The sequence below is a fragment of the Rhodobacter sp. P2_H5 genome (assembly GCF_056403335.1).
In genome coordinates this window covers 355,522-368,512 of sequence record NZ_JBFUFS010000001.1, presented here as the reverse complement: position 1 = coordinate 368,512, position 12,991 = coordinate 355,522, and the positions used below count along the sequence as shown (strand labels likewise).

11 protein-coding genes are annotated in these 12,991 nt (G+C 62.0%); 4 read left to right on the top strand and 7 right to left on the bottom strand.

The window, feature by feature from the left end; all coding sequences use genetic code 11:
• Positions 1-30: 30 nt before the first annotated feature.
• Positions 31-492 (top strand): MaoC family dehydratase, encoded by a 462-nt coding sequence (locus tag AC1DVR_RS01685; RefSeq protein WP_477998785.1) that lies wholly within the window; start codon positions 31-33, stop codon positions 490-492.
• Here AC1DVR_RS01685 and AC1DVR_RS01680 read toward each other — a convergent pair.
• The 7 genes from AC1DVR_RS01680 to cysQ all read right to left on the bottom strand — a co-directional run bounded on the left by AC1DVR_RS01680 (position 468) and on the right by cysQ (position 8,640).
• The gene (locus AC1DVR_RS01680; RefSeq protein ID WP_477998784.1) at positions 468-1,874 is read right to left on the bottom strand and encodes a nodulation protein NodH; all 1,407 of its coding nucleotides are present in this window, start codon (positions 1,872-1,874) and stop codon (positions 468-470) included. The two genes, AC1DVR_RS01685 and AC1DVR_RS01680, sit on opposite strands and share 25 nt — an antisense overlap.
• 12 nt (positions 1,875-1,886) lie before the next feature.
• A complete protein-coding gene (locus AC1DVR_RS01675) occupies positions 1,887-3,584 on the bottom strand; it encodes a DUF5927 domain-containing protein (protein ID WP_477998783.1) in 1,698 nt (565 codons plus the stop codon).
• Positions 3,585-3,594: 10 nt separating this feature from the next.
• Positions 3,595-4,605, bottom strand: a complete 1,011-nt coding sequence (locus AC1DVR_RS01670; protein ID WP_477998782.1) for a glycosyltransferase family 2 protein — start codon at positions 4,603-4,605, stop codon at positions 3,595-3,597.
• Between the two features lie 210 nt (positions 4,606-4,815).
• Complete coding sequence (locus AC1DVR_RS01665) at positions 4,816-5,829, bottom strand: glycosyltransferase family 2 protein (protein WP_477998876.1); 1,014 nt, start codon at positions 5,827-5,829, stop codon at positions 4,816-4,818.
• 114 nt (positions 5,830-5,943) lie between these two features.
• A complete protein-coding gene (gene galU, locus AC1DVR_RS01660) occupies positions 5,944-6,858 on the bottom strand; it encodes a UTP--glucose-1-phosphate uridylyltransferase GalU (protein ID WP_477998781.1) in 915 nt (304 codons plus the stop codon).
• 202 nt (positions 6,859-7,060) lie between these two features.
• Entirely contained in the window at positions 7,061-7,849 is a 789-nt protein-coding gene (locus AC1DVR_RS01655) for a 3-deoxy-manno-octulosonate cytidylyltransferase (RefSeq protein ID WP_477998780.1), read from the bottom strand.
• Positions 7,846-8,640, bottom strand: a complete 795-nt coding sequence (cysQ, locus tag AC1DVR_RS01650) for a 3'(2'),5'-bisphosphate nucleotidase CysQ (protein ID WP_477998779.1) — start codon at positions 8,638-8,640, stop codon at positions 7,846-7,848. Before cysQ ends, AC1DVR_RS01655 begins: the two co-directional genes overlap by 4 nt.
• A 159-nt stretch (positions 8,641-8,799) precedes the next feature.
• On the opposite strand from cysQ, the gene AC1DVR_RS01645 reads away from it, so the two are divergent.
• The 3 genes from AC1DVR_RS01645 (at position 8,800) to dnaJ (ending at position 12,971) form a co-directional block, all read left to right on the top strand.
• A complete protein-coding gene (locus AC1DVR_RS01645; RefSeq protein ID WP_477998778.1) occupies positions 8,800-9,621 on the top strand; it encodes an ABC transporter permease in 822 nt (273 codons plus the stop codon).
• Positions 9,622-9,844: 223 nt separating this feature from the next.
• Positions 9,845-11,752 carry a molecular chaperone DnaK gene (gene dnaK, locus AC1DVR_RS01640; RefSeq protein ID WP_477998777.1) on the top strand — a complete coding sequence of 636 codons (1,908 nt, stop codon included), beginning with the start codon at positions 9,845-9,847 and terminating at the stop codon, positions 11,750-11,752.
• A gap of 73 nt (positions 11,753-11,825) precedes the next feature.
• Positions 11,826-12,971 (top strand): molecular chaperone DnaJ, encoded by a 1,146-nt coding sequence (gene dnaJ, locus AC1DVR_RS01635; protein ID WP_477998776.1) that lies wholly within the window; start codon positions 11,826-11,828, stop codon positions 12,969-12,971.
• Positions 12,972-12,991 lie beyond the last annotated feature (20 nt).

Below are 12,991 nucleotides of genomic sequence, written 5' to 3'. Positions count from 1 at the left end.
ACATTCGCCTTCCCTTCCGCCGAGGTCTGAATGCGCGCCCTTTCCGCCGGACGCCACAGCTATGACAGGGTTGAGCCGGGCGACCACTATCTGACCGACTGGGCCGAAGTCACGCCCGAGGCGATCGACACCTTTGCCGCCCTGACCGGCGACAGGTTCGAAATCCACCTTTCAGCGGCCGGAGCGGCGCGCCACGGCTTTCGCGCCCGGGTCGCGCATGGGCTCCTGATCCTGTCGCTGATCGAGGGACTGAAAAGCCAGAGCGCGGTGCAGCTTGATACCTTTGCAGCCCTCGGCTGGGATTGGTCCTTCCGCGCCCCGGTCTATGCTGCAGACCGCATCCGCGCCCGGATTACCGTCAGGGACAAGCGGGCGGCCTCTCCCGACAAGGGGGTTCTGACGCTGGAGATTGCGGTGGAAAACCAATCGCTTCAAGTGGTTCAGCGCGGCACCGCCCACTTCATGGCTTACCGCGCGCGCCAGTCGCCATAGCCGAAGGCGGTGTAATCGCGGCCATAGGCCTCACGCGCGGCGGCCTCGACCTCGGGCGTATGGACCTCCGACAGGGGAAATACATGCCTGTCGGCAAGCTCGGGCAAGGGCTGCATCTCAACGCCGATCTCAGCACACAAAAAGGCCAGACCCTCGGCCAGATTATCCTCGCGCAGCACATGGTCCGGGGCCTGCAGCTGGGCGAAGCCGGTGATCGTGGCGATCTGGGTTGCCAGATGCGGCGGGGTGCGCAGTTCGGTCCGGCCGGCATGAAGGTGCTTGGCCACCTCCAGGAACTTGAGGAAGCCCGCCCGGTGTGCGGCCAGATCGGCGAAGCCCTTGCCCTTCGGCGGCAGCTCGAACTTGTGGACCCGCTTCAGGTGACCGCGGAGTTCGCCCATCCACTCCTTGTCGAGATAGTCGCAGAAGGCGCTATAGGCCCGGGCCAAAGGATGGCGCAGCACAGTGAAACTGCGGTGGCCGGGCCGGTCATTGCGCCAAGACTTCAGGCTTTGACGGTCGAAGCTGGTCAGGATCGGCCCATAGCCCTGCATCCACTTGCGCAAGACCTGCTCCGGCCCGGATTTGACCGGCTGGAACAGCAGGGGCAGCGTCTCCCCCGCGACATAGGTGTTGATCGCGCCCTGACGGCGTGGCTCGAAATTCGGGGTCTGGGCGATGTTGAAAAAGTCGATCTTCGCCAGCCCCGCCGTCATTTCTGCCGGGTTCGAGACCTTGTCGCGGACAGGCTCCGGATTCTGCTTCTTGAAGGACAGGTCCAGCGATTCCAACCGGCCCTCAACCCCCAGAAAGGCGGCAAGACCGTTCAGAACCTTCAGATCCAGCACATCCTCATAATCGATGTAGAACGCCGTCTGGCCCGAGACCTGCAGCCGGTTCAGAAGCTCGCCCTGAAACGCCTGCAATTCATCGGTGCGGGCGCGGAACTCTTCGATTTCGAACCGGGGACGCGCAGTTTTGATATTGGCGGCCGAGGTGGTGCGCCACTGGTTGGATTCCTTGGCAATCTTCCAGCTGATGTAGCTTTCCAAGGGGTTGCGAGTCAGGATCACCTTGGCGACCGAGGGGTCATCGACCACCAGGCCAAAAACGCGCGGGTCGTGGTCATGGAAATAGCGAAAGCCTGCCAGCCCTTCGGTCTGGCGGCGCATGGCTTTCAACAGCGTCTCGGGGTTCAGGTCGCGCTGGTGGATCGAGACGCCCAGCAGTTCGGACTTGTTGGCATTGCCGACGAAGGCCGGATTGAACGCCTCGCCATAGCACATCACCCCGGGAATGGCGTTCAGATTGGCCTCAAGGAAGTTCGATCCCGTCCGCATTTCCGCAAAGACGACGAAGGACTGAAAACGCGGTTTGGCCAAAAGAACGATCCTTTACTTCACCAGATAGGGACGACCCCGGCGGTTGGCGGCGGGGTTCGGGTCCTCGCCGGTCGGAAAATCGCCCATCAACACCGGCTGCATGCCCTGATTGCGCAGGTTCTGCAAGAATTGCCCAAAGCCCTTGAGGTCCGCAAGCCTTGGCGCCTCGGTCAGGCGGCGCTGGCTGCGGGGGCTGATCTCGTCCACGATGGTCTGCAGGGGCTCCATCGGGTTTTCGACAAATTCGGCCAGGGTCCAGATCCGGATCCGCGCCTTGGCGAAATGCGACCGCAGGATGGAAAGGTGATCGGATTCAATCTTTTGCAGGCGGGCGGCCTCGCGCCGGATCTCCGAGAAGTTCTGGTTGGAGTGGAAGAGCGGAATGGCCCAGGCGCCCGAGATGACCGAGATCTGCGCATTGGGATCGCAGGCCATGAACCAGCTGGTGGCCTGCAGGTCGTTTGGGCCGAACTGGAAGCACTGACGCTCGCCCCTTGTGTTCCAGATCAGGTTCGACAGGAAATTCTTCGGCGCATAGTCGCGCAGCGCGGCGCTGTTCGACATGGCACCGCTGAAGACCGCCTCGCCACCGGCAAATTCCACCCTGTCGGGGGCAAAGAGATGGCCATGGGCGCGGGTGCCGGCGACCTTGCCAAGCCAGGCCTCGAAATTCTCGAAAACCTCGGAGAAGCCTTCGAACACCGAATAGGGCGCTGCGGTACGCCCGTTTTCCCAGTTTTCATTGGGAAAACGGCTTTGCATGTACAGACCGGCGCGGCCTTTGGTACGCCGCTCGACCGCCTTGGCGAAGAGCCGGTCGATCTTGCCGGGGTTGGGTTCAGCCGAGGCCTGACCCGCCGCACTGCCGCGCAGGAAGGTGTCGTAAAGCTTGTTGGCCTGCGGCCAGATCTTGCGCGCCACAAAACAATCCGACCGGCGCAGAAGCTGCAGGTGATCGTCGTAGAAGATATGCGGCTTGCCCTGATAATCGAACTTCGAGAGCGTCAGCGAGCGGCTTTCGACATTGCTCGAGAACTGCCGCACCATGGTCTGGAAATAGCTTTCGTCGGGAATCCAGACCCGGCGGAAATAGCGGTCAATCTCGGCCCGGTCCGGGCTTTCGAGGATGGCCGACAGGGTCTGCCGCGTCAGACACCACCATTGGCTGCCCAGATGCGGCACAAGCGCGGACGGCACCTTGCGACGAAAGCGGATCCGGCGCTGAAATTTCACATACCAGTCAAAGGCACGCCGCCGTTTGCGCCAGCTGAAGGGGAACCGCAGGGTGAACCGTTCGAGGTTGAGGCCGCCGACCGTCCAGCCGACATCCTCGGTCGTCACGCTTTCGATGAAATCGGTGCGCGGGCGGCTTTCGAGATAGGCCATCAACTCTTCCACCGGGCGCAGCGGCAGGCAGGAGCCCGAGGCGAGGAAGACATGCCGCACCTCAGGGAAGGTCTTGAGCATGATGGTCGCGGCTTCCTGGGTCGCCGCCACGATGCCCCAGGTGCCCCATTCACAGGCATAGCGGCCGGAAAAGCGGACATTCCCCAGATCGGCCAGCGATTTGACCAGACCGTCATAGGCGGCAAAAGCCACCCGCTTGTCGACATGGATCACGACCGGGCAATCCCGTTCGGCCCAGTGGCGCGCCACTTCGGAGGCACGTTCCAGCGCCGTGTGACATAGCATGACGAAGCCGACGCTCACGCAGCCTCCCTCAGGCCCAATTGCCCTTGGACATCAGACCGAGAATTTCGAGCTGACGCCAGTTGATATATTTCTCGCTGAACTTGCACCACATGTCCGGATGCTTGGCCAGTTTTTCCTGATAGGCCTTATACTCCACGCTGGCCCCATAGTGCTGTCCGCGCGACATCTCCTCCGCCGCCTTGGTCGCAAATGTATCGAGAAACTTGGCGTGAAGAAGGCAGCCCGAGGCTTTTTCCCCGCCCCATTCGTCATAGACCAGATTAAGCCCGCGCGGCAGCAGCATATGGGTCGAGCTGACGTAGGCATAGGAACGGTGCCAATTCACCAGAGGCACCTTGTTCAAGGCCGGCGCCATCTCGGGCTTGTCGGGGAAGAAGACCCGGGTGCGCGGGCCGCCCTGAATCCACAGATTGCCCAGGCCGCCATTGCGGTGGATCGTGTAATTGCCGCTGTCGAACCACTGGGCAATCTCCATCGGGTTCTGCCCCTCGCGGTAGGGGCGTTCGTGGATCGGACCCTTGGGATACATGTCCAGCATCATAGCCGAGAACGACCGCACCGCCGAGGCATCCAGCCAATCGGTCAGGGCCCGCAGGGGTCGCGTCTCGCAGAAGGGATAGACCAGGAATTCATCGACATCGACCGTCAGGCACCAATGGCCGTGACAATAGCGCCGTTGCAGATGGGTCAGCCAATCGACCCCGAAGCGCGAGGCCTTGTAGCCGCCCTTGGTCGTCCAGAGCGAAACGTCGGGCTGTTCGGCCAGATATTCTCGGCTGCCATCGGTGCTGTCATTGTCGACGAACAGAAAATGCTCGATCCCAAGATCGCGGTAATAGCGCAGGAAATAGGGCAGGCGGATCCGTTCATCGCGCAGGGTGCAGAGCAGAAGGATCGCGTTGCCCGCCATCGCCCGCGTGCGATTGGCCACAACCTGCAACTCACGGCGCTTGAGGAAGGCGCGCAAATGCGCGCGCCGCCGTCGCGTCCTGAGCTTTATCGCTTCATACAAACTCACGCTCTGCCCCCGTCGTCTGCAACGACAACCTATCCTTCACCGTGTAAGATCAAAAGCTTGAGGAAGCCTTGACGCCCTGCCACTTTTCACCACGCAGCCAAAGTCCCGATCGGCCCGCACCGGGTTGGAGCCCGGCTGGTTCCAATTTCCGGACTTTGTAGCGAAATTCACAACAATCCAAGGGAGTTAGGAAAAAATTTCCGGCCTGCGCTACAGCCAGCCTCCACGCGACATCAGGCCAAGCGCCTCAAGGTTGCGCCAACCGCTATAGCTTTGCGACTGCGGGCACCACAAGTCCGGGCTGTTGATGACCTCGGCATAGTAGGAGTCGTAGAGATCGGAGTTGGCGAAATGCTGGCGCCGCGCGCGTTCCTCGGCCGATTTTTCGATGATCGTCGGCAGGAATTTGGTGTGCAGCAGGATTCCGGACAGCATTTCACCGCCCGTCTCGTCAAAAACCGCGTTCAGGCGGGGCGGCAGGATCGCGTGGGTGGAGTTCACATAGGCATAACCGCGGCGCCATTTCACCAGCGGCACCTTGTTGAGGGTCGGCGCCCGGCGCGGCTCGTTGCCGAAGAAAACCCGGGCGCGCACGCCGCCCTGGATCCAGAGATTGCGCATTCGGGGCTGAACCTGGACGACATAATTGCCACTGTCGAACCAGGGCAGCACCTCCAGCGGGTCCTGCCCGGGGGTGTAGGTCTGCGCCGCCAGCGGGCCTTGCGGGTAAAGATCCAGCATCATCGCCCCGAAAGAGCGCCGCCCCTCCGAATCAAGCCGGGCGGTCAGGGCGCGCAGGGGTCGCGTCTCGACATAGGGGTAGACGAGCAGCTCGTCGGCATCGAGCGTCAGGCACCAATGGCCCGGAGCATGGCGCTGCATCAGCCAGGTCAGCCAATCCAGCCCGAACCGCGAGGCCTTGTAGCCCGCCGCACTGTGCCAAAGCGAGACATCGGGTTGGTCCGCCAGCAACGCGGCCGTGCCATCGGTGCTGGCATTGTCAACGAAGAAGAAGTGATCGACGCCCAGCTTGCGATAGTATTGCAGGAAATGGGGCAGCCGCAGCGCCTCGTTGCGCACGGTGACGAAGGCGAGGATGGCGCCCGGGGCGATCTGGCGGGTGCGGTCGGCGAGCGGGGAAATCTCGCGCCGCTTGCGCAAGGCGCGCAGCAGAAAGCCGCGCCGCCGCAAACGCAGGCGATAGGCGCGCCAATAGGATGTCACGGAGGGGGAGGTCGCCGCCAACTCGCCCAGGCTTACGGCATGAGGCAGATCCACCGGCCCCCAGACCCGCCGCGCAAACTCACGCAAGCGTTCCCAGGGGCCAGCGGACAAAGCTTATTGAGCCGCTTTTTGCATGGCGACCATATCGTTGATATAGGCCGAGAATTCCTCACGCAGATCGGGGCGCGACAGGCCGAAGGCCACGGTCGCCTGCAGGAAGCCCGCCTTGCTGCCGCAGTCATAGCGCTGGCCACGGAAGCGGAAGCCGAAGACCTGGCCGGGGATTGCGGCCTCTTCGGCAATCGCGTCGGTCAGCTGGATCTCGCCACCGGCGCCCTGCTTCATCTTGTTGAGGTTGGTCATGACTTTCGGCGTCAGGATGTAGCGCCCGATCACCGCGAGGTTCGACGGCGCATCGGCAGCCTTGGGCTTTTCGACCATGCCCTTGACCTGCACGATCGAGCCCATGTCCTCGGCCACGTCCAGCACCCCATAGGAGGAGGCCTTTTCGACCGGCACTTCCATGGCCGCGACCATGTTGCCGCCAGTCTGTTCGTAAGCCTCGACCATCTGTTGCAGGCAGGGTTTTTCGGCGGCGATCACGTCATCGGGGAGCAGAACCGCGAAAGGCTCGTTGCCGATCATGCGGCGGGCGCACCAGACCGCGTGGCCAAGACCCAGCGCGCGGTTCTGCCGGACGTAGGCGATGGCGCCCGAATCCATGTTGGTCTCGCGCAGGATTTCCAGCAGGTCATCCTTGCCGGCACGGCGCAGCGTGGCTTCCAGCTCGGGCGAGTGGTCGAAGTAATCTTCCAGCGCGGATTTGCCGCGCGCGGTCACGAAGATGAATTCCTTGATGCCGGCGGCGCGCGCCTCGTCGATCGCGTATTGGATCAGCGGGCGGTCGACCAGGGTCAGGATCTCTTTCGGGACCGACTTGGTTGCAGGAAGGAAACGCGTCCCCATACCAGCGACCGGGAAGACGGCCTTGGTGACTTTCTTGATCTTGCGTTTGATGATTTCAGCCATTTCATCCACTCGGAATTCATCTGAGCGTGACGCTCATTATGTGAAGTTCTAACAGAACATTTGCCGGAACGCGCGCCCCCACGGTCCGAAACTCGCTGCATTTGCACAAATTTTTAAGCGCTTGCCTAGTACTTCCCTTTCAGCAGCGTAAAAGGCAAGTCCGGGTGCAGTTTTCTGGGCGGTTTCCTGCCAAACCCGGGGCCTACTGCATCGCCTGCATCATTTCCTCCAGAAGGCGAACGTCGGACGGGTTGTTCAACTCCCAGAATTGGCGGCCCCGCGCGGCGACTTCGACGCAAAGGACCTTGCGGCCCTGTTCAAGAAATCGCAGCTGTTCAAGGCCTTCCAGCTTTTCCAGGGGGCCTGTGGGCCAGGTCGGATATTGGGCAAGGGCGGCCGGTCGATAGGCATAGACGCCGACATGGTGGAAAACCGGGGTCATCTCGTCGGGTTCATAGGTCTTTCCCGTATAGGGGATTACTTCCTTGGAAAAGTAGAGCGCCCGGCCACCCGCGCCGAAAACCGCCGTGGTGCCGCCGACCCGACCGGCGCGGCGGTCGGCCAGAAAGCCTTCCACGGCCCGCCCGTCGCAGCGCAGGACCGGGGTGGCGATGTCGGCCTGCGAATCAGCCAGAAGGCCCGCCACCAGATCCTCGACGAACCAGGCGGGGGTCAGCGGCGCATCGCCCTGCAGGTTTACCACGACGTCATAGCCGGGCAGATGCTGCACCACTTCGGCGCAGCGCTCGGTGCCGTTCTGCGCCTCGGAGGAGGTCATCACGACCTCCGCCCCAAAGCTTTCGGCATGGCTGCGGATGCGATCGTCGTCGGTGGCCACCACGACCCGGTCGATGCCAGAGACCGCCATGGCGGCCTCCCAACTGCGGCGGATCAAGGTCTTTTCGCCATCCGGCCCGCGCAGGGTGACCAAAGGCTTGCCCGGATAACGGGTCGAGGCATAGCGGGCGGGGATCGCGATCAGGACGCTCATTTCTTCAGGGTGACCCCGGGCGCATAGGCGATGAAGAAGGGGTTGTCCCACCCCTTCTTGCCATAGGTCAGGGTCGTGTGGTCGTCAAAGCGCACCACCTGCCCGCCCGCGCCGCGCAGAACGGCATCGCCGGCGGCAGTGTCCCATTCCATCGTGCGGCCAAGGCGCGGATAAAGATCCGCCTCACCCGTCGCCACCAGACAGAACTTGAGGCTGGAGCCCGCCGACTTCATGTCCTTGACCGCATACTTGCCGATATAGTCATCCGTCGCGGCATCGCGGTGGCTTTTGGAGGCCACGACCATCAGGGCGCCATTGTCGGGTTTGGAGACGCCGATGGCCTTGGTGGCCCCGACGGTTTCCTTGTCGAACACACCGGTCTCTTCAACCGTGCTGCCATCCGGCAGAGTATAGAACAGCCGGTCCTGCGCCGGCGCATAGACGACACCGCGCACAGGCACGCCGTTTTCAACATAGGCGATGTTCACGGTGAAATCGCCGCGCCGCTGGACGAACTCCTTGGTGCCATCCAGCGGGTCGACAATGAAGAAGGTCGAGGCCTCCAGCGCGTGGCTTGCCGCCTGTTCCTCGGTGATCAGGGTCACGTCCGGATAGGCCGCACGCAGACCTGCCGAGATGATCTCGTCCGCCGCCTCGTCGGCCTCGGTCACCGGGCTGGTGTCACTTTTGGATTTCACCGCAAAATCCGGGCCATTGTAGACCTGCATGATTCGGTCACCGGCCTCGAGGGCGAGGCGTCGGAAGATCGGGATGAGGCGGTCGAAATCCATGCAAACTCCTGTGAGGACGGGTGAAACGGCTGGATCGCGGCCCAAACCCGTGCCAAGCCTTGATTGAATGACCCTGACTTTGCCTTTATCCTCAAAGATAAAGGGAACAGCAAGATTTCCCGGCGCAAAACGGGATCCGGTCCCGCAAGAGGCGATTCGATGTTTCAGCCCGCACTTCCCAAGAGCCATGTTGGCAGTTTTTTAGCCACGGCCGAGCTGATCTTTCACGTCGCGGTGCGCGACATCCGCAAATCGCACGGCAATGCGATCATGGGCCTGATCCTGACCATGGTGCAGTCCGTCGTCCTGGTGCTGTTCTTCTGGTTCATGCTGACGGTGCTGAAGATGCGCGGCTCGGCGGTGCGCGGCGACTTTATGCTGTACTCGATGACCGGCATCTTCATGTACATCACCCATGTGAAGACGCTGAAGGCGGTGTCGAACTCGGACGGGCCGACCTCCAACATGATGAAGCACGCACCGATGAACACGGTCGTAGCCATCGCGGGCCAGTCGCTGGCCTCGCTTTACCAGCAGATCCTGTCGATCGTGGTGATCCTGTTCTTCTACAACACCTGCTTCAACCGCATCACGATCGAACAGCCGATCATGGCGCTCTGCATGCTGTTGATCGCCTGGGTATCCGGCATCGGGGTCGGCATGGTGTTCAAGGCAGCGACACCCTGGTCGCCCAACTTCTTTTCCGTTCTGAACATGGTCTACAGCCGGGCCAACATGATCGCCTCGGGCAAGATGTTCCTGGCCAATGCGATGCCCACATCGAAGCTGGCCTGGTTCTGGTGGAACCCCCTGTTCCACGTCATCGACCAGACACGCGGCTTTGTTTTCCTGAACTATCACCCGCATTATTCCTCGATCAGCTATCCGCTGATCGTCTCGGCCGTGCTGATCATCATCGGCCTGATGGGCGACAGCATCACCCGCAAATACGCCTCGATCAGCTGGAGCGCGGGACGCTGACGGCTGGTTTTCGCGCTGTTCGGGGAAATATCGCGGTTTCATCAACTTCGGTGATATTTCCCCTCTGCAGGGCGCTTGCAGCACCCGAGACCCCCCCTTATATACCCCACGAAGCCAGATGGGGTTGTCCACCAGGGCAGCTTGCAGATGGTTCTCGTTGGGATCGGGGCAGGTCGCCTGATAGGGTCCGCCCCAAAACATCGCCTAAGTAAAGGGAACAGACATGGCCAAAATTATCGGCATTGACCTGGGAACGACGAACTCCTGCGTCGCCATCATGGATGGCAGCCAACCGCGTATCATTGAAAACTCCGAAGGCGCGCGCACCACGCCTTCCATCGTTGCGTTCACCGAGAATGAGCGTCTTGTCGGCCAGGCCGCCAAGCGCCAGGCCGTGACCAACGCCTCCAACACCATTCACGCCGTCAAGCGTCTGATCGGCCGCCGCGCCGATGACTCGATGCTGGCGAAAGACCTGAAGAACCTGCCTTACAAGGTGGTTCCCGGCCCGAACGGCGACGCCTGGGTCGAAGCCCGTGGCGAGAAGTTCTCGCCGGCGCAGATCTCGGCCATCATCCTGCAAAAGATGAAGGAAACCGCCGAGGCCTATCTGGGCGAGACCGTGACGCAAGCCGTCATCACCGTTCCGGCCTATTTCAACGACGCACAACGTCAGGCCACCAAGGACGCGGGCAAGATCGCCGGTCTGGAAGTGCTGCGCATCATCAACGAGCCGACCGCGGCTGCGCTGGCCTACGGCCTCGACAAGAAAGAGACCAAGACCATCGCGGTTTATGACCTTGGCGGCGGTACTTTCGACATCACCATCCTGGAGATCGACGACGGTCTCTTCGAAGTGAAATCGACCAACGGCGACACCTTCCTCGGTGGCGAAGACTTCGACATGCGCATCGTCAACTACCTGGCTGACGAGTTCAAGAAAGAGCATGGCGTTGACCTGACCCTCGACAAGATGGCCCTGCAGCGCCTGAAGGAAGCCGCCGAAAAGGCCAAGATCGAGCTGTCATCCTCGTCGCAGACCGAAATCAACCAGCCCTTCATCTCGATGGACCGCACCACCGGCCAGCCGCTCCACCTCGTGGTGAAGCTGACCCGTGCCAAGCTGGAAAGCCTGGTGGACGACCTGATCAAGCGTTCGATCAAGCCGTGCCAGGCCGCTCTGAAGGATGCCGGAGTCTCGATCTCGGACATCGACGAAGTGGTTCTGGTCGGTGGTATGACCCGGATGCCCCGCGTCATTGAAGAAGTGACCAAGTTCTTCGGCAAAGAGCCCCACAAGGGCGTCAACCCCGATGAAGTCGTGGCCGCTGGTGCCGCCATTCAGGCCGGCGTTCTGCAAGGCGACGTCAAGGACGTGGTGCTGCTCGACGTGACCCCACTGTCCCTGGGGATTGAAACCCTCGGCGGCGTGTTCACCCGCCTGATCGACCGCAACACCACGATCCCGACCAAGAAGAGCCAGATCTTCTCGACCGCCGAAGACAACCAGAACGCCGTGACCCTGCGCTGCTTCCAGGGTGAACGCGAGATGGCTGCCGACAACAAGCTGCTGGGTCAGTTCAACCTGGAAAACATCCCGCCGGCCCCGCGTGGCATGCCGCAGATCGAAGTCACTTTTGACATCGACGCCAACGGCATCGTCACCGTGAAGGCCAAGGACAAGGGCACCGGCAAAGAGCAGGCGATCACGATCCAGGCTTCGGGCGGTCTGTCCGATGCCGACATTGAGCGCATGGTCAAGGACGCCGAGGCCAATGCCGACGCCGACAAGGCCCGCAAAGAGCTGGTGGAAGCCAAGAACCAGGGCGAAAGCCTGATGCACTCGACCAAGAAGTCCTTGGCCGAACATGGTGACAAGGTTGACCCCTCGACCGTCGAAGTGATCGAACTGGCGATGTCCGCGCTTGAGGATACCCTCAAGACCGAAGACGCCGGCAAGATCAAGGGCGGCATCCAGAACCTGACCGACGCCGCGATGAAGCTGGGCGAGGCGATCTACAAAGCCCAGGCCTCGGCTTCGGAAGGCAAGGACGAAGATGCCCCGCGCGACGTGGACGATGACATCGTCGACGCCGACTTCGAGGATCTTGGCAACAACAAGCGCAAGTAACCAGCGCGGAACGGTCGATGGGCGGCCCCCGTAAAGGGGTCGCCCAAACGCGTTCTCGAACAGAGGTTCAGCAATGGCAAAGCGCGACTACTACGAAGTCCTCGGGGCCGCCAAAGGCGCCTCTGCGGACGAACTCAAGAAAGCCTATCGGACCAAGGCCAAAGAGCTTCACCCCGATCGCAACTCCGACAATCCCGAAGCCGAGGCTCAGTTCAAAGAGATCAACGAGGCTTATGACGTCCTGAAGGACGCCGACAAGAAGGCGGCCTACGATCGCTATGGTCATGCGGCCTTTGAAGGCGGGCGTGGCGGTGGTGGCGGCGCAGGCAATGGCGATTTCGCCTCGGCCTTCTCGGATGTTTTCGAGGATCTTTTCGGCGATTTCATGGGTCGCGGCGGTGGCGGGGCCCAAGGCGGGCGCCGGCGGGCGCAGCGCGGGTCTGACCTGCGCTACAACCTGCGCGTCAGCCTTGAGGAAAGCTTCAAGGGCGTCCAGAAGACGATTTCGGTGCCGACGGCCGTGGCCTGCGACACCTGCCACGGCACCGGTGCCGAAGGCGGGGCCGAACCTGTGACCTGCCCGACCTGTTCGGGCATGGGCAAGGTGCGGGCGCAGCAAGGTTTCTTCACCGTCGAACGCACCTGCCCGACCTGCGGCGGCGCGGGCCAGACCATCAAGAACCCCTGCAAGGTCTGCGGGGGGGCTGGTCGGGTCGAAAAGGAACGCTCGCTCTCGGTCAACATCCCGGCTGGCGTCGAAACCGGCACCCGGATCCGGCTTGCCGGCGAGGGCGAGGCGGGGATGCGCGGCGGACCGACGGGCGACCTTTATATCTTCATCGAAACGCGGGAGCATCCGATCTTCCAGCGTGACGGGGTCAACCTGTACTGCCGAGTCCCGGTGTCGCTGATCACGGCGGCCTTGGGTGGCGAGGTCGAAGTGCCCACGATCGACGGCGGCAAGAGCCGTGTCAAAGTGCCGGCAGGCACCCAGACCGGCAAGCAGCTGCGCCTGCGCGCCAAGGGCATGCCGGCGCTGCGCGGCGGCGGTCATGGCGACATGCTGATCGAACTGGCGGTGGAAACCCCGGTCAACCTGTCGACCCGGCAGAAAGAACTTCTGCGCGAGTTCGAGAAGCTTGAAGCCGAGGACAACAACCCCGAAGGCTCGTCTTTCTTCGCCAAGGTCAAGGGCTTCTGGGACGGGATGAAGAACTGAGCCCAAACTCTCCGGATGGG

Bases quoted from the DNA above. Each gene is read 5' to 3' on its own strand.
- galU (WP_477998781.1), bottom strand. From the start codon at position 6,858: ATGGCTGAAATCATCAAACGCAAGATCAAGAAAGTCACCAAGGCCGTC.
- AC1DVR_RS01685 (WP_477998785.1), top strand. From the start codon at position 31: ATGCGCGCCCTTTCCGCCGGACGCCACAGCTATGACAGGGTTGAGCCG.
- dnaJ (WP_477998776.1), top strand. From the start codon at position 11,826: ATGGCAAAGCGCGACTACTACGAAGTCCTCGGGGCCGCCAAAGGCGCC.
- cysQ (WP_477998779.1), bottom strand. From the start codon at position 8,640: ATGGATTTCGACCGCCTCATCCCGATCTTCCGACGCCTCGCCCTCGAG.
- dnaK (WP_477998777.1), top strand. From the start codon at position 9,845: ATGGCCAAAATTATCGGCATTGACCTGGGAACGACGAACTCCTGCGTC.
- AC1DVR_RS01655 (WP_477998780.1), bottom strand. From the start codon at position 7,849: ATGAGCGTCCTGATCGCGATCCCCGCCCGCTATGCCTCGACCCGTTAT.
- AC1DVR_RS01645 (WP_477998778.1), top strand. From the start codon at position 8,800: ATGTTTCAGCCCGCACTTCCCAAGAGCCATGTTGGCAGTTTTTTAGCC.